Source organism: Rhodopirellula bahusiensis (assembly GCF_002727185.1).
GTDB classification, from domain to species: domain Bacteria; phylum Planctomycetota; class Planctomycetia; order Pirellulales; family Pirellulaceae; genus Rhodopirellula; species Rhodopirellula bahusiensis.
The window spans coordinates 138,808-154,453 of sequence record NZ_NIZW01000012.1; the positions used below are offsets into that span (position 1 = coordinate 138,808).

General features: G+C 54.7%; 13 protein-coding genes. 7 read left to right on the forward strand and 6 right to left on the reverse strand.

Annotation, left to right across the window (positions count from 1 at the left end):
- Nucleotides 1-77 precede the first annotated feature (77 nt).
- Nucleotides 78-2,087, reverse strand: a complete 2,010-nt coding sequence (sdhA, locus tag CEE69_RS16600) for a succinate dehydrogenase flavoprotein subunit (protein WP_099261740.1) — start codon at nucleotides 2,085-2,087, stop codon at nucleotides 78-80.
- 41 nt (nucleotides 2,088-2,128) lie between these two features.
- Nucleotides 2,129-2,983 (reverse strand): succinate dehydrogenase cytochrome b558 subunit, encoded by an 855-nt coding sequence (locus CEE69_RS16605; protein WP_099261807.1) that lies wholly within the window; start codon nucleotides 2,981-2,983, stop codon nucleotides 2,129-2,131.
- 476 nt (nucleotides 2,984-3,459) lie between these two features.
- Here CEE69_RS16605 and CEE69_RS16610 point away from each other — a divergent pair, with 476 nt between their 5' ends.
- The 6 genes from CEE69_RS16610 (at nucleotide 3,460) to CEE69_RS16635 (ending at nucleotide 9,054) form a co-directional block, all read left to right on the forward strand.
- Nucleotides 3,460-4,455, forward strand: a complete 996-nt coding sequence (locus CEE69_RS16610; RefSeq protein ID WP_099261808.1) for a UDP-2,3-diacylglucosamine diphosphatase — start codon at nucleotides 3,460-3,462, stop codon at nucleotides 4,453-4,455.
- A gap of 206 nt (nucleotides 4,456-4,661) precedes the next feature.
- Nucleotides 4,662-5,225 (forward strand): dTDP-4-dehydrorhamnose 3,5-epimerase family protein, encoded by a 564-nt coding sequence (locus CEE69_RS16615; protein ID WP_099261809.1) that lies wholly within the window; start codon nucleotides 4,662-4,664, stop codon nucleotides 5,223-5,225.
- Nucleotides 5,222-6,448 (forward strand): class I SAM-dependent methyltransferase, encoded by a 1,227-nt coding sequence (locus CEE69_RS16620; RefSeq protein ID WP_099261741.1) that lies wholly within the window; start codon nucleotides 5,222-5,224, stop codon nucleotides 6,446-6,448. Before CEE69_RS16615 ends, CEE69_RS16620 begins: the two co-directional genes overlap by 4 nt.
- Complete coding sequence (locus CEE69_RS16625) at nucleotides 6,445-7,563, forward strand: DegT/DnrJ/EryC1/StrS family aminotransferase (protein ID WP_099261742.1); 1,119 nt, start codon at nucleotides 6,445-6,447, stop codon at nucleotides 7,561-7,563. The genes CEE69_RS16620 and CEE69_RS16625 overlap by 4 nt, the downstream gene beginning before the upstream one ends.
- 1 nt (nucleotide 7,564) lies before the next feature.
- Nucleotides 7,565-8,308 carry a formyltransferase family protein gene (locus tag CEE69_RS16630; protein WP_099261743.1) on the forward strand — a complete coding sequence of 248 codons (744 nt, stop codon included), beginning with the start codon at nucleotides 7,565-7,567 and terminating at the stop codon, nucleotides 8,306-8,308.
- Nucleotides 8,305-9,054, forward strand: a complete 750-nt coding sequence (locus CEE69_RS16635; protein ID WP_099261744.1) for a cephalosporin hydroxylase family protein — start codon at nucleotides 8,305-8,307, stop codon at nucleotides 9,052-9,054. Before CEE69_RS16630 ends, CEE69_RS16635 begins: the two co-directional genes overlap by 4 nt.
- Nucleotides 9,055-9,110: 56 nt before the next feature.
- Here the strand turns inward: CEE69_RS16635 and CEE69_RS16640 are convergent, their stop codons facing one another.
- Nucleotides 9,111-10,172, reverse strand: coding sequence for an NAD-dependent epimerase/dehydratase family protein (locus tag CEE69_RS16640; RefSeq protein ID WP_099261745.1), 1,062 nt, complete (start codon nucleotides 10,170-10,172; stop codon nucleotides 9,111-9,113).
- A gap of 83 nt (nucleotides 10,173-10,255) precedes the next feature.
- On the reverse strand, nucleotides 10,256-11,080 hold the full coding sequence (gene rfbF, locus CEE69_RS16645; RefSeq protein ID WP_099261746.1) for a glucose-1-phosphate cytidylyltransferase: 825 nt from the start codon (nucleotides 11,078-11,080) through the stop codon (nucleotides 10,256-10,258).
- 265 nt (nucleotides 11,081-11,345) lie between these two features.
- On the opposite strand from rfbF, the gene CEE69_RS16650 reads away from it, so the two are divergent.
- Nucleotides 11,346-12,605 carry a glycosyltransferase family 2 protein gene (locus tag CEE69_RS16650; RefSeq protein ID WP_099261747.1) on the forward strand — a complete coding sequence of 420 codons (1,260 nt, stop codon included), beginning with the start codon at nucleotides 11,346-11,348 and terminating at the stop codon, nucleotides 12,603-12,605.
- A gap of 143 nt (nucleotides 12,606-12,748) precedes the next feature.
- Here CEE69_RS16650 and CEE69_RS16655 read toward each other — a convergent pair whose 3' ends face one another.
- Both CEE69_RS16655 and CEE69_RS16660 read right to left on the reverse strand, forming a co-directional pair.
- Nucleotides 12,749-14,359, reverse strand: coding sequence for a glycine--tRNA ligase (locus CEE69_RS16655; RefSeq protein WP_099261748.1), 1,611 nt, complete (start codon nucleotides 14,357-14,359; stop codon nucleotides 12,749-12,751).
- A gap of 179 nt (nucleotides 14,360-14,538) precedes the next feature.
- Nucleotides 14,539-15,465: a tetratricopeptide repeat protein gene (locus CEE69_RS16660; RefSeq protein ID WP_233215307.1), complete on the reverse strand. Its 927-nt coding sequence runs from the start codon at nucleotides 15,463-15,465 to the stop codon at nucleotides 14,539-14,541.
- Between the last annotated feature and the right edge of the window lie 181 nt (nucleotides 15,466-15,646).

The following is a 15,646-nucleotide window of genomic DNA, read 5'->3' on the forward strand; positions in this document are numbered from 1 at the left end:
AAGAATTCAAAAGGTGGTTGAGTGGCGGTGCGGTGGACAAAGCGATCGGTCGAAAGCGACTGGCTACAAACAAGAACTCAGTTGGCTCCCACCAACCCGGACCCTGATTTCGACTGAGCCAACTTTTTCGCGGCTCGTTCGTTCCAGACTTCTTCGATCGCCTCGGCACCAACCAATCCGTACAAACGCGGGCGTGGTGGAATCAGTGTCGTGTCAACATCTTCGTACGCAAGATCGGGCTGATTGGTGCTGGCATTCCAGGTTGCAACGGTGCTCTTGAGGTACTTCTCGTTGTTGGCCTCGAACTCGTCGCACCAAGCTTCCGCTTGACGACGGCGTTCAACGGGATCTTCGGACGTCAGCGATGGCTTTTTAAAGTCCGGCTTGAAGTGAGCCCCGCGGCATTCGTCACGCTGCAAAGCCCCTTTCAGCAACGCCTTCGCCAGCGGGAACATGTCCTGCAGCGATTTCGCGAAAATCACGTTTTGGTTGGTCCACGATCCGGTATCGGCAAGCGAAACCTTCATCGCTCGTTCGTGCAGTTCGTCGACCTTTTTGATGGCTTCTTCCAACTGGTCGTTGCGACGAACCACGGTCGCGACGCGAGTCATCAAATCGCCCAACTCTTGGTGAATCAGGTAAGGATTCTCATCGCTTCCCGCGTTGCCATTGAGCAGATGATCGTGGCGATCTTGTTCGGCCTTCACCGCGGAATCAAGCAACGATTGAGGCACGTCGTCCGCGCCGGATTTCTGCGACGCCGAGTAGTTCATGATCGACGAACCGGTGAACAACCCGGTGAAGATGCACGACAACAACGAGTTTGCACCCAAACGGTTTGCGCCGTGATAGTGGTAGTCGCACTCACCGATTGCGTACAAACCATCGATGCTGGTCATGTGGTTGCGAGGTGCCCCCGCTTCCAAACCGCCGTCTTCGCCCTTGACGTAATCCGCCCACAAACCGCCCATGCTGTAGTGAACAGCCGGGAAAATCTTCATGGGTTCGTCGCGTGGGTCGACGCCTTGGAACTTCTCGTAGATTTCCAAGATGCCCCCGAGCTTGCGATCCAGCTCGTGACGCGGGATGTGCGTCAGATCGAGGTACACGCACATGCGATCGTCTTCGACGCTGAGCCCTTCGTTGACGCAGATGTCAAAGATTTCACGGGTCGCAATGTCGCGAGGGACGAGGTTCCCGTACTCGGGATAGCGTTCTTCCAAGAAGTAGTAGCGATCCGCTTCGGGAATGTCGCGAGGACCGCGAGAATCCTGAGGCGTGCGTGGAACCCAAACGCGTCCGCCTTCACCACGAGCCGATTCGCTCATCAAACGCAGCTTGTCAGCACCTGGAATCGCCGTTGGGTGAACCTGAATGAATTCCGCGTTGGCATACTTGGCTCCGACTTGGAAACAACGACTTGCTGCGCTGCCCGTGCAGAACACGCTCATCGTGCTACGGCCGTAGATCAGGCCGCATCCGCCGGTGGCGACCACAACCGCGTCGGCTGGGAAAGCTTTGATTTCCATCGACACCATGTCTTGAGCGACCACGCCGCGGCAACGACCAGTTTCATCTTGGATGGGTCCGAGGAAATCCCAGAATTCAAATTTGCGGACGTTGCCTTCTGCTTCTTGGCGACGGACTTGTTCGTCCAAGGCGTACAACAACTGTTGCCCCGTCGTCGCTCCCGCGAATGCGGTTCGTTTGTAAAGTGTTCCGCCGAATCGTCGACGATCGATGAAACCTTCGCCTGTGCGGTTGAACGGCACGCCCAAACGGTCCATCAACTCGATGACCTTGGGTGCCCAATATGCCATCTCTTTGACGGGCGGCTGGTGATTCAAAAAGTCACCACCGTAGACCGTGTCGTCGAGGTGCTTCCACTCATCGTCGCCCAGTTGCCGAGTCGCGTCGTTGCAGCTGTTGATGCCGCCCTGCGCGCACACGCTGTGCGAACGTTTGACGGGTGTCAAACTGATCAAGTCGACTTGGGCGCCCAGCTCGGTCAACTTCATTGTCGACGCCAAACCGGCCAAACCACCCCCAACGACAACCACGCGGGTGGGCGAGTTGGATTGTGCCATGGAACGTTTCCTTCAGAGAATCAAAATGGGTGGTTGCAAACTTATTCGGTGATCGCGTCTTCGCTCGAATCCGATGCACTCGCGGCTTCGGCATCGGCGTCTTCGACGGGGGTTCGTTTTTCTGGCATGTCGTAGGCCAATCCAGTTTCCTTGGCCGCTTCGTACATGATCGCCTCATCGGCTTGTGCCTGAGCAATGTCATCGGCGTCCATGCGAACCGCACCCCACCAAGCCGCAGTTCCAACCACTGCCAAAATCACACCGAAAACCGTGCAAACCTTGGTGGCACGTTGTTGAGCCTGTGGCGAAACCCAAAATCCCCAGGTGATTCCTGCGGTCCAAATGCCATTGGCCAAGTGATAAACCGTCGCCAGGACACCAGCCAAGTAAAACGCCGGCCAGACGTAACCCTGCATCGCTTCGCCCAAAGAGGACGCGGCGTTGTAAGGGTGGAAACTCGCGAACCCGAGCGGCTCCACAATGGCCAACCAGAATCCGGCATGGAACCAACCGTGAAGGTGCAACACATGGCTCATCAAGAACACCAGAGCAATTAAACCGGTCCAGCGCTGCCAGACATAACGTCGGTTGCCCGTGAACTGATAGTTTCCCAGGTTCGATTTGCCCGTTCGGATGATCCAAACGCCCAAAATGGCGTGGAACAGCAACGGAGCGAAGATCCCGCCCCATTCCACCACGGGGAGCAAATTCCCCAGGCTGTGAATCATGAATACCGCCCGCTGGAACGTTTCCGTCCCGTTGAGCAGGCTGGCGTTGGTGGTCAAGTGAATGACCATGTACAAGCCCAGCGGCACGATCCCGGTCAGCGAGTGCAGTCGTCGAATGGCAAATTCGTGACGCAGGAAAAACGATTGCGAACGAGTGAGTTCAGACACGTGGGTCCAGGTCTTCTTGAGGTGGAAACTGGCCAATCTGAGAACCGTGATTCACCGTCTCAGGCAACACGCTGAAGCGTCCTCCCCACCGGTTGAATCGGCTCAACCCTCGAAGTTTACGCCTTTGGGACAGTTCAGCCTAGAGAGCCGCGGGATTGGTTCCACTCAACTGCGACCATCTGTCGCGAAAGTGTCCCCCATAGCCGATCCCGCGTTTTCGCAAATGCGATCAAACCGTCACGCCAGCCTGATAGGTCCGGCAAACTGCGGATTGTCGTAGGTAAGCTGCCCATAGCGTCGCTCACGGGCTTTCGGGAACGAAAAGAACGACTCGAAACGGCCAGGTGCGGGAAGCAACGAATGATTTTTTCGTGAATTGATTTCTTCTTTCGAATCATTGGGACTCGACTTTTGACATCAGTGGTTATCCTGACGAGGAACACGTTGACCTTCGTTTGGCCCGATGGACCACCCTGTTGATCACTTTTTTGCCCAACCAATCGTCCACCGTCATGCCCCCTCGCCGCCGGCGAACGGGACCTTTTGCGCGATCCAGCGCGGCAGCCGCGCCTGCGAACTCAGCGGAAGATCGCTCAGCAACACGGACGGTTCGCTCGATTTTCATCAGTGACGTCCACCTCGGTCTGCGACACGCCCAAGTCGACCGTCTGCTGAACTTTCTCAACAGCCATTCGCCTGAACACTTGTATCTCGTCGGCGATTTCATCGACGCTCGCGTGCTGCACATGCAGCCGTATTGGCCGCCGATCTACGACCGGTTGCTGAACCGACTGGCTGAATTGGCTGCCGAAGGAACGTCGATTCACTACACACCCGGGAACCACGACGATTACCTACGGCACGTCGATTGGCCCGAAACCGCCGAATCAGACGACGTGACCGTCGGTGAGCAATTCGTCCACGAAACCGTTGACGGCCGCCGAGTGGTGGTGCTTCACGGTGACCAATTTGACAAGGTCGAGCGGAAGGCCCACTGGCTCTCACTGATTGGCACCTTCCTTTACACAATGCTGCTGACCGCTGATCGGGCAATCAATCGTGTGTTGAAGCTGCTTCGGATGAAGCCCCGCCGAATCAGTCGCTATTTGAAGCAAACCACCAAACGAATCGTGCAGTGGGTCAGCGGATTCAAATCAAAGGTTCGCCAACACGCTTGCGAAAACGACTGCGACGCAATCGTTTGCGGTCACATCCACATTCCGACCGTGCGACGCCTCAGTCCGACATCGGACAATCCCGACGCCAAACGACCGCTGTACTTCAACCTGGGCGACTGGGTCGAAAACGCCACCGCGATGGTCGAATACGGAAACGGCGAGTTGGAGTTGATCGACTTCGACCAATCCGATCGCACCCCACCGGCTTCTGCAAAATCCCAAACGCAAGCCACCGACCAACTCACCCCAAGAGCCGCCGCCATCAAACGCCACCTCTTCACCGGCATGGCCTGAGCGGCTCCCTCTTGGTGTCAGCATGATTGAACTGGCACGCAAAACCGTTACCTTGAGCGGCAAATTCACCCTCCGCAGGACATGCGGATCGATCAGTTGATGATCGACCCCCTTTCCCGCGCCGCCACATGGCATTCGCAGGCGGAACGATCGACATGTCCGTCGTGACTCTTGGTGAATCATCCAGGATGGACCGCCGGAAACTCATGACCAATCGCTTTCAGATTCAAACCACGCCACTCAAGGACTTGATTGTTCTTGAGCGACAGCCGATCGGCGATCACCGTGGTTTCTTGGAGCGAATGCACTGCGACGCAGACCTCGGCGAATTGCTGGACGGCTCTTCAATCGTTCAAATCAATCGGACTTTGACGCAGCAGCGTGGCACTGTCCGAGGAATGCATTTCCAACAGCCACCGCATTGTGAAAAGAAGATCGTCAGCTGTTTGCGTGGTGAGATCTTCGATGTGGCAGTCGACTTGCGTCCCGGCTCCCAATCGTATTTGCAATGGCACGGTGCCACACTCAGTGAATCCAATCATCGCACCATGTTCATTCCCGAGGGGTTTGCACATGGTTTTCAAACACTCACTGATGACTGTGAATTGCTGTACTTGCACACTGCGTTCTACAACGCGGAATCAGAAGCAGGTTTGGATGCAACAGACTCTGGTCTAGCGATTCAATGGCCCCTGGAAATCTCGCAACGCTCTGACCGCGACAACCGCCATCCGAAACTCGAGGACGGTTTCAACGGAATCCAACTATGAAATGCCGACATTGCCATCATCCGCTGACACTCCCATTTGTGGAGCTTGGAAGTGCTCCGCCGTCCAACGCCTACCTCACACAAGAATCACTGCTGTCCCCTGAAAAATGGTTCCCGCTGCGTGTCCTTGTGTGCGAGCAATGTTGGCTTGTCCAAACCGAGGACTTTTCCAACGCAGAAGAATTGTTTGATTCGCAGTATGCATACTTCAGTGGCTTTTCAACCAGTTGGCTGACCCACAGCGAAAAGTACGTGCATGAAATGATCGAGCGGTTCTCACTCGATCAAAGCAGTCATGTCGTAGAAGTCGCTGCCAATGACGGATATTTGCTTCAGTACGTTCAGGCAGCCGGCGTCCCTTGCCTCGGCATCGAACCCACGGCGAGTACAGCCCAAGCCGCTCGCGAAAAGGGAATCGAAGTCGTCGAACAATTCTTCGGTGTTGCCTTGGCGACCGAACTCGTTGAACAAGGCAAACGAGCGGACCTCACCGCCGCCAACAATGTTCTCGCGCACGTCCCTGACATCAACGATTTTGTTCGCGGCTTCAGCATTTTGCTTCGGGACGATGGTGTTGCCACATTTGAATTTCCACACTTGGTGAAGCTGGTCCAGGAAAGCCAGTTTGACACGATTTACCATGAACACTTTTCGTACCTATCACTGACCGCGGTAAAAGCGGTGTTCGAATCCAACGGATTGCAAGTGTTCGATGTTCAACCATTGAACACTCATGGCGGCAGCCTCCGCGTGTTCGCCCAACGCACCGAAACCGGGCAAAGAGCCGCGACTTCCGGTGTTAATGAAGTACTTCAGTCAGAAGCAAGCCTCGGACTAACCACCACCGACTTTTACCTTGGGTTTCAGAAAAAGACAAACAAAGTCAAAGACGAGTTCATCCGCTTTCTCATCGACGCTAAGAAAGCGGGAAAGAGCGTGGCGGCCTATGGTGCTGCGGCCAAGGGAAACACGCTTCTCAACTATGCCGGCATCCGTCCCGACTTGATCCAATTTGTGGTCGATCGCAACCCTGCGAAGCAAGACAAGTACATGCCTGGCAGCCGAATTCCGATCGTCAATGAGGACGAATTGCGTTTGAAGCAACCCGACTACATCGTGGTTCTTCCTTGGAACCTCCTCGATGAAATCGCGAACCAACTCGACTACACACGACAGTGGAACGCCCAACTGGTGAGCGCTATCCCAAGCCTGAAGATCTTATGAAACCCAGGATTCACTACACCAAACCATCCATCACGGACCTCGAGGTCCGTTACGCAACAGACGCTGCCGAAAACGGATGGGGTGCGAAGTGCTATGAATACATCGGCCGCTTTGAACAAGCGTTCCGAGAACACCTCGGTGTTGACCATGCCATCGCGACCTCCAGTTGCACTGGCGCGATCCACATGGGACTGGCCGCACTAGGAATTGGACCAGGCGACGAAGTGATCCTGGCCGACACCAACTGGATCGCGACTGCAGCACCCATCGTTCACTTGGGTGCAACACCGGTATTTGTCGACGTCCTGAAAGATTCATGGTGCATTGATCCGGAAAAAGCCGAGGCGGCGATCACTAGCAAGACAAAAGCCATCATTGCCGTCCACCTGTACGGCAATGTTTGTGACATGCAGTCTCTGTGCGATTTGGGGGAACGCAAGAACCTGCCGATCATCGAAGACTCAGCCGAAGCGATTGGTTCGGAACACCATGGACGGCGAGCCGGAAGCATCGGCCGCTTCGGAACATTCTCGTTCCACGGCACAAAGACACTGACCACCGGTGAAGGCGGCATGTTCGTGACCAATGACGCTGAGCTGTATGAGACTGTTTTGACGCTTTCCAATCATGGTCGTGCTCGGTCTCAGACGAAACAGTTTTGGCCAGACATGGTTGGCTTCAAATACAAAATGTCGAACATCCAAGCTGCGATTGGATGCGCGCAAATGGAACGCATCGACTCGCTCATCAGCCGCAAACGCGAAATCATGTCAGCCTACCGATCTGAATTGTCGGACCTTGACTGGATCTCGTTGAATCCAGAAGACGAAGGCACAGTCAACGGAGCCTGGATGCCATCTATCGTCTGTTCTCCAGACTCTGGCATCACCAGCGACACACTCGCCGAACGATTCCGGTCCGAAAACGTTGATGCCAGAGTGTTCTTCCACCCGCTGAGCAGCCTCGACTTTTTCGATAGCAAACCTGAGAACGTCAATTCATACGACTTGCCCAAACGCTCCTTCAATCTGCCCAGCTATCACGACATAGAAGACTCTGACATTCACCGTGTTGCAGCCATTGTCCGAGATCTGAAACCGACTGGGAGCTTTTGAAATGAAACTTGCTCTCTTTGCCGATGGACACGTTGGGACTCAAATCGCCGACTGGCTGCTGCAGCACTACGCAGACGATCTTTGCCTCGTTGTTACGACACAAGAAAACAGCATTACTGAAGCGGCTAAGCAGCACGATGTTCCGGCGGTTGCATTTCGTTCCGAGCAACAGGTTCTCGATTTTGCCGGGACAAGGTCAATCGCACCAGACTTGGGCATTTTGGCCTGGTGGCCCCAACTGATTCGTCAGGCGTTCCTCGACTTTCCACGGCACGGCTTCATAAACACCCACCCCAGTTTGCTGCCATTCAACCGAGGCAAACACTACAACTTTTGGGCCATCGTCGAAAAAGCACCCTTCGGAGTCACACTTCACATGGTCGAACAAGGGGTCGACAACGGTGACATCGTGGCTCAGCGCCAAATCGCCTACGATTGGGAAGATAATGGTGAATCACTTTTTCACCGAGCTCAATCGACGATGCTCGATCTATTTCGGGAGACCTACCCGAAAATTCGGTCACTTCAATTCGCCAGAACACCACAAGATTTAAGCAAGGGCAGCTTCCATCATTCATCGGAACTGGAGCCTGCTAGCCAAGTTTTTCTCAAGCAAACGTACCAGGCGGAAGAGCTACTCAATCGTTTGCGTGCCCGTACATTTGACGAACACCCGTCATGCTGGTTCGAAGCAGACGGAACTAAATACGAAGTAAGAATTAACATTAGGAAAGCCGACTCATGACACCATACGAAGAATTCAAATCGGAATGTGACAAAGAAGTCCAACTGCAGGGCAAGTCACAAGATCTACAAGACGCCACAAAGAATTGGATCAACGAGGCAAACGCCCACAAGTATTCGTATCACTTTGAGTGGCTGGGTCGTCCGATCATCCAGTACCCACAAGACATCGTTGCGGTTCAAGAATTGATCTGGGCAACCCAACCTGAGCTGATCATCGAAACAGGGATCGCTCACGGCGGATCGTTGATTCTTTCAGCTTCCTTGCTGGAACTGAACGCCGCGTGTGGCGGAAGCCAGGATGCAAAAGTGGTGGGAGTCGACATCGATATTCGCGACCACAATCGCCAAGCGATCGAAGACCACCCAATGTCAAAACGCATTGAAATGATCCAAGGCTCGAGCATCGCCCCCGAGATCGTCGCCCAGATTGCCGAACTCGCCAGCGGAAAGAGTCGGGTGCTGGTGTTTCTGGACAGTAACCACACCCACGACCATGTCTTGGCTGAGCTAAAAGCCTACGCCCCGATGACAACCGTGGGCAGCTACTGCGTTGTCTTCGACACAATCATTGAAGACCTTCCTGAAGGAATGTTTCCCGACCGACCATGGGGCAAAGGCGACAATGCGAAAACAGCCGTTCACCAATACATTGGCGACAACGATAACTTCTCGATCGACAAAACCTACAACGACAAGCTGTTGATCACCGTCGCTCCAGATGGATTCCTAAAGCGAACGAAGTGACTCGTGCTGGCAGGTTTGCATGGGCGAATTCAGGGATGGCTTGAAACCTGGATCGATCAGGCCGCGGCGGTTGACCGAGAGACTCTCGCAATCGCGGGACTCTGCCTTTGATGATTTTCAAAGTAATTTTGATACCACTGAATCGTTCGAGCTAATCCCTCGTTCAAGGCAAAATCGGGCTTCCAGCTCAGCATTTCCCGAGCTTTGCTGGCGTCCAAGTATTGGTGCTGGATCTCGTTGGACGCTTCGCCCAATACCTTTGGCTGAAGCGCCGACCCCATCGTCTCGAGAACTTGATCGACCAGCTCCAAAACAGAGACTTGAATCTCAGTAGAAAGGTTGAATGCTTCGCCGTTGAGCTCGGGTCGCTCCGCCATCTGTTCTGCCAAGTGCATGTAGGCGGTGGCACCGTCTTCCACGTAAAAATAATCGCGGACAAACGAACCATCGGATCGAATGACCGGGGCTTCGTCACGCAAAACCGAGCGAATGGTCCCGGGAATAATGCGGTTCCAATTCAAATCGCCGCCACCGTAGAAGTTCCCACAGCGTGTCACGCAGACTGGTAAATCGTAAGTGTTCGCATAGGTCTGAGCAATCAAATCGCCGCAAGACTTACTGACATCATACGGATGCATTCCTGCCAAAGGAGTGTCTTCGGTGTACGGCAATACTTTCGCGTCGCCATAGGCTTTATCCGAGGATGCAACAACGACTTGCTCTACCTTCGGGCTGCGCCGACAGGCTTCCATCAACTTCCAGGTGCCACCGATGTTGGCTTCAAAGGTCGAAACAGGATTTCGATTGGCAATGCCGACGATCGTTTGAGCCGCCAAATGCATCACGGTCGACACTTCGTGTTCACCTAAGACACGCTCCAGGCACTCTTGATCGCAGATGTCTCCGCGTACGACGGTCACTCGATCAATGTCACCGCAACGAACAATCTCTGCGTTCGGTGTCCAATCCCGAATGAGACAAATGACGTCGGCTTCAGCTTCGAGCAACCGCTTCACCAACCAGCCACCTACCAATCCGGTCGCGCCAGTCACCAGTACCGAACGATCTCTCCAAAAGCTTGGTTGAAAAGTTGCTTTGCTGGTGCTGGAAACATCCATGATCTGCTCGTAATAATTGAGACGGTTGAGATTTCGGAAACGAAGGTGGAGATTGCTGACGGTGGTCCCGCCAAGCTCGGGCCCTAAGCCGCTCTGGCTTTAGTGGGACCAATTCGCAGACGTGGTTCTTGCACATCCCGATCCCAAGTACGCCACGGAGCCCGGTCCTCATCCCACAAACGCTGCAGATAGTGCTTGTCACGAAGAGTGTCCATGCACTGCCAAAAGCCATCGTGGCGATACGCGGCCAGTTGGCCATCCGCCGCAACCCGCTCAAGCGCATCCGCTTCCAAGCTGTCGCGGTCGCATGACAAGTAGTCGAAAATCCCCGGCTCGAGAACCAAGAACCCGCCGTTGATCCAGCCTTCGCCTGAAACGGGTTTTTCGGTGAAGTGATCCACGAAATCGCCATTCATGATCAGCCCACCAAAACGTGCTGGTGGACGGACGGCGGTGACCGTTGCCAATCTTCCGTGCGAACGATGGAAATCAAGCAAGGCTTCCACATCGACGTCACTGACACCGTCGCCGTAGGTCAGCATAAATGTGCCGGAGTCCAATCGCGACTTCAGACGCAACAATCGACCACCAGTCTGAGTGTCGATCCCAGTGTCAAACAAATTGACACGCCAGCTTTCCGCTTCGGTTTCCTTGCGGGCAACCACGTTGCGACCGAAATCAATCGATAAATCACCGGACAAGTTGTACTGGTCGAGGAAATAGTTCTTGATGAAGTCGCCCATGTAGCCACACGCGACATTGAACTCATCTTGGCCATGGTGGGCGAAGTGCTTCATGATATGCCACAAGATCGGACGCCCTCCGATCTCGACCATGGGCTTGGGCCGACTGGTGGTTTCTTCCTGCAATCTTGTGCCGAGTCCACCGGCAAGCAATACAATCGACATTGACCATTCCTTTAGTCATTGAAGCACGAGTGAGTTCCACGCCTTTGGGCACTCGAAGTGCGTGAAACCTTACCGTTTCTTACATTTGCCAACAATACCGAAACATGAATTGCATCTCGGAGGCCTCACTCGACATTGACCGCTCCCGCATAGGGTTGCTAATGAAGTCTGATCCATCCCAGCGTTTTGCTCGGGTGTTTCCCTTCGCGCCCTTCCCAACCGGGCAGTCCCACTCCCGCAACTCCATCATCATTGAGAGCTCGCCGTGATCATTAGCCTCATCATCCCAACTCGGGAACGCGCTGATTACCTCAAAGAATCTTTGCAAACGGGGCTGCAGATCGAAGACGACCAGTTCGAACTCATCGTTAGCGACAATGCTAGCAATGACCATACCCGCGAAGTTGCCAACGAGATCAATGACAATCGCTTCAAGTACATCAATACTGGAGAGCGAATTTCGATGCGTCAAAACTTCGAATTCGCGTTGCAACATTGCAGCGGTGACTACGTCATCTACATCGGTGACGATGATTGCATTTTGCCCGGTCAATTTCGCTTTCTTCGGCAGATCCTCGAGCAACATCGCCCCGACTCATTGAGCTGGGACCGACCTACGTATGGTTGGCCCGTCAACGGATATGGGAAACGCACTGGCAGCCTGAAGTTTCAACGCAACAGCCTGTACGGCGAAGTGGAAACCGTTGACAGCGATCACTCCAGACAACAATTGCTTGATTGCAACCTTGGGGCACTTGGCCCAAAACCGGCCATTTACCATGGATGCATTTCAAGGCAGTTTCTGCGTAGCATCGAGACGGAGGATGGAATCTGCTTTGCAAGCAGCAACCCGGATGTCTACGTCACGTACCAAGCAGTCTTGAGGAACGCTCACGCCCTGCACGTAGCTCACCCCTTCACACTCAATGGCTATAGCCCCGTCAGCACAGGCGGAGCCCACCATGCTTACAAAGCGGGCGACCCTCGCTGCAAACCTGCTCAGATGTTTCAACAAGAAAACAAGCAGGATTTTCTGTGTGATGCGATTGGTTATGCAGTGACCGTCCCTCACGCATTCTTCTCGACGCTCGAAACGATCCGCGAGATTTCGCCGCAACAAATTGAACGTCCCGACTACCGTGCTTGGTATCACTACGTGCTCAACTCAGCCCGTCCCGGAGATCATGAAACAGCGAAAAAGCTCTCCGATCAAATGGCGGAATATGCAGAAAAGACCGGGACTCAAACGGAACTCGCTGAGGCGGATGATGCGAGCGTTGCTGTCGCCGGAAAGATCAAAAAATACAGTCAGCGAATTGAGAAGCTACGCACCATGATGCATCGCAAGCGAATCACGGCCGCAATCGACGGGAAGAACGATGCACTGACCGCTGCCTTGACTTACGATCGCGTGCTCGGGGAGGACTATGCAGGAATTCTCGACGGAAGCCGCTCGAGAAATATTTGCTGGAAATCCGCGATGCAACGTACTCGCCAATCACAGTTCGTCGCTCGCGCAGCCTGATCGGGCAAACACTGCATTCCAAAGGTGGCACACCAAAAAGCGGCGGCGCGCCTGACGATGAGCACTCAGAGCCGACCAGCAGTCAAAACGGGATTTTGACTGCATCTAGTTCGTCGTGAATTCGATCCGATCATCGGACTGGATCAGGTGGAGGCCTTCATTCGCGACTGGATTTCGGAAACGACGTCGTCGATTTTGACTCGGGTTTGTTCCAGGGTGTCTCGGTCGCGGATGGTGACGGTTTTGTCCGTCAGGGAATCGCCATCGACGGTGATGCAGTAAGGCGTTCCGGCTTCGTCTTGGCGACGGTAACGTCGACCCACCGCACCTTTGGCGTCGTAGAAGACGTTGTAATGCTCTTTGAGCGCACCGTAGATCTCTTGCGCGACTTCCGGCATCCCGTCCTTCTTAACGAGCGGGAATACGGCGGCTTTGATCGGTGCCAAACGCGGGTCCAATTTCATGACCGTTCGAGTTTGCATCTTGCCGTTTTCGTCGGGCGCTTCGTCTTCCGTGTACGCTTCGCAGAGGAACGCGAGTGCAGCACGGTCCGCACCTGCAGAAGGCTCGATCACGTGCGGGACGAACTTTTCGTTCGTGATGTCGTCCCGGTAAGCGAGGTCCTTGCCGCTGCCGCGATACTTGGGTTTTCCGTGCTCATTCAGTTCCACGGTCATTGGATTGGTTGACGGATCAAGCTTGCCTTCCATGTGGCTGCGGAGGTCGAAATCGCCGCGGTGCGCGATCCCTTCCAGCTCGCCATATTCGCCTTCGGGCAGGAACGGGAACGCGTACTCGATGTCGGCGGTTCCGACGCTGTAGTGAGCCAGTTCCTCGGTGTGGTGCTCCCGCATGATCAATGATTCGTCGGACAAACCGAGTTTGGTGTACCAAGCCATCCGGCGATCTCGCCAGTACCGGTACCACTCCTGCGACTGATCAGGATGGCAGAAAAACTCAATTTCCATTTGCTCGAATTCGCGAGAGCGGAACGTGAAGTTTCGCGGCGTAATCTCATTGCGGAAGCTCTTGCCGGTTTGGCCAATTCCGAACGGGATGCGAACGCGAGAGCTGTCGACGACGTTTTTGAAGTTGACAAAAATTCCCTGCGCGGTCTCTGGACGGAGGAAGGTTGTGTCCTCTTCGCCGCCCAACGCACCCAAGGTGGTTTTGAACATCAAGTTGAATTCACGAGGCTCGGTCAACGTTCCGAGTGCCTTCGCGTCGGGCGCCAAAACGTTCTCAGTCGAGTCGAGCTTGTCCAGCGTCAGCGATTCTTTTTCGATGGTCAGTTCATCTGCGTTTTTCGCGCGAAGTTTGAAGTACTTCAGTCCGCGGCGACGCACTTCGTCTTCTTCTTGCTCAATTTCGGCAAGCGTCGAAACGAAAATTTTCGTGCCTTGGTATTCCACAAAACGTCCGCGAACTTGGTCAAAGCGGTAACGCTTTTTCGACTCGCGACAATCGACCATGTGATCGTGGAACAGGTCGTAGTGGCCGCTGCACTTCCAGACTTGCGGGTGCATGATGATCGTGCAATCCAGGCCCACCATTTCAAAGGTGGACGGAGCACCGGCGGGCGGCACCAATTCGTTGTGCCCGGAGATCATGTCGTGCCACCACGCATCCTTCAGGTTGCGTTTCAGCTCCACGCCCAACGGCCCGTAGTCCCAGAAGCCTTGGACACCGCCGTAAATTTCGCTGGATTGGAAAAGAAAACCGCGTCGTTTGCACAACGACACCAAGGCGTCCATTGATTTCATGAGAATCGGGCAGGCAATCGGGGGAGTGAAGGGAAATCCAACCCAACATTGTCCCCAAATTCGTTCGCTAGCCTATCCCACTGTTCCAGACGCGAAGGGCCGCGGTTCTCGCTCGAGTTGAGGTCTGGAAACGCCGATCGCTGGATTCACGGAGAAAACCGAGGGGGAACTCAATAGCGAGACGAGCCGAATCCGGCCGGAGCGGCCATTTGGGTGCCACCCGCATTGAACGACGCCGCATCGCGGGTCGAGTTGATTTGGCGGCTGAGGGCGGCCACTCGCTCGCTGACCATCGCACCGTTGGGTCCCAAAACACCTCCGCCAAGGGCGAGAGCACGCTGGTAGTTTTGCAGTGCCTGGACCGGATCGTTGCTGGCTTCTCGCAAGCGAGCCAGAGCCAACCACGCCCGAGCGTTGTTGGCGTCTTGTTGCACGGCGTCTTCCAAGTACTTCAGTGCGGTTTGTGGTTCGCCGTGTTCTTCGTAAAGGCGAGCCAGTTCGATACGTGGTTCGGCCAAGGCAGGGTTTTGGGCGGCCCAGTTCTTCAGCAGCGTGAAGGCTCGGTCAGGACGTCCGGAATCGACCAGCAAAACCGCCAAACCGCGATGACAGTCGACGTGATTGGGGTCGTGGTCCAAGCATTGGTTGTAAAGAGCTTCGCTTTGACGAATCAAATTCGGGTCTTGTCGCTGGTTTCCCAATCGATGCGTCGTCGCGGCCAAATTGTAGTAACCGTCCGAGTCCGTCGGATCCGACGCAATTGCTTTTTGGAATTGCTCCATCGCCGCTGTGTATTGACCTTGGTTGTACAGAGCCGCACCCTGAGTGTTCTGACTTCCCGCGGCCCACTGGCACCCGGTCAGCGTGGCGAAAATGGTGCCGGCAATCAGCGAGGCGGTCAAACAGCTCCAAATCGTCCATCGACTTTGGCGAACCGGCTGAATCGCCGATCCCGCTGCTGCATTCTCGTTTGGATTGAAAATCCGCAGGCCATTTGGGTTCTCAGTGGACGCATCGTTGGCGTGCGACGGCGAGCCGACCGAAACCGGGGAGGCGGGCGAAAGATAAGAATCGTTGCGAAGAGCAGGGCTGGGCATCGTTAGCGACTGGGTGCTGGAGCCATTCGGAAAACGCGCAGGTTGAACACCAACGCGCGTCATGCAGCCCTGTACTAGTCCTTTCTGACGAACCGTCGCAAGACCGACGATTCACGTTGCGTCAATTTATGGGTTGCCGCTACAAAGAAGTCACCCACAGTCTCGCACCGCACCCCGACAC

Excerpts from the sequence above, each read along its gene's own strand:
- sdhA (WP_099261740.1), bottom strand. The coding sequence starts at position 2,087 with ATGGCACAATCCAACTCGCCCACCCGCGTGGTTGTCGTTGGGGGTGGT.
- CEE69_RS16615 (WP_099261809.1), top strand. The coding sequence starts at position 4,662 with ATGACCAATCGCTTTCAGATTCAAACCACGCCACTCAAGGACTTGATT.
- CEE69_RS16620 (WP_099261741.1), top strand. The coding sequence starts at position 5,222 with ATGAAATGCCGACATTGCCATCATCCGCTGACACTCCCATTTGTGGAG.
- CEE69_RS16625 (WP_099261742.1), top strand. The coding sequence starts at position 6,445 with ATGAAACCCAGGATTCACTACACCAAACCATCCATCACGGACCTCGAG.
- CEE69_RS16630 (WP_099261743.1), top strand. The coding sequence starts at position 7,565 with ATGAAACTTGCTCTCTTTGCCGATGGACACGTTGGGACTCAAATCGCC.
- CEE69_RS16635 (WP_099261744.1), top strand. The coding sequence starts at position 8,305 with ATGACACCATACGAAGAATTCAAATCGGAATGTGACAAAGAAGTCCAA.
- CEE69_RS16640 (WP_099261745.1), bottom strand. The coding sequence starts at position 10,172 with ATGGATGTTTCCAGCACCAGCAAAGCAACTTTTCAACCAAGCTTTTGG.
- rfbF (WP_099261746.1), bottom strand. The coding sequence starts at position 11,080 with ATGTCGATTGTATTGCTTGCCGGTGGACTCGGCACAAGATTGCAGGAA.
- CEE69_RS16655 (WP_099261748.1), bottom strand. The coding sequence starts at position 14,359 with ATGGACGCCTTGGTGTCGTTGTGCAAACGACGCGGTTTTCTTTTCCAA.
- CEE69_RS16660 (WP_233215307.1), bottom strand. The coding sequence starts at position 15,465 with ATGCCCAGCCCTGCTCTTCGCAACGATTCTTATCTTTCGCCCGCCTCC.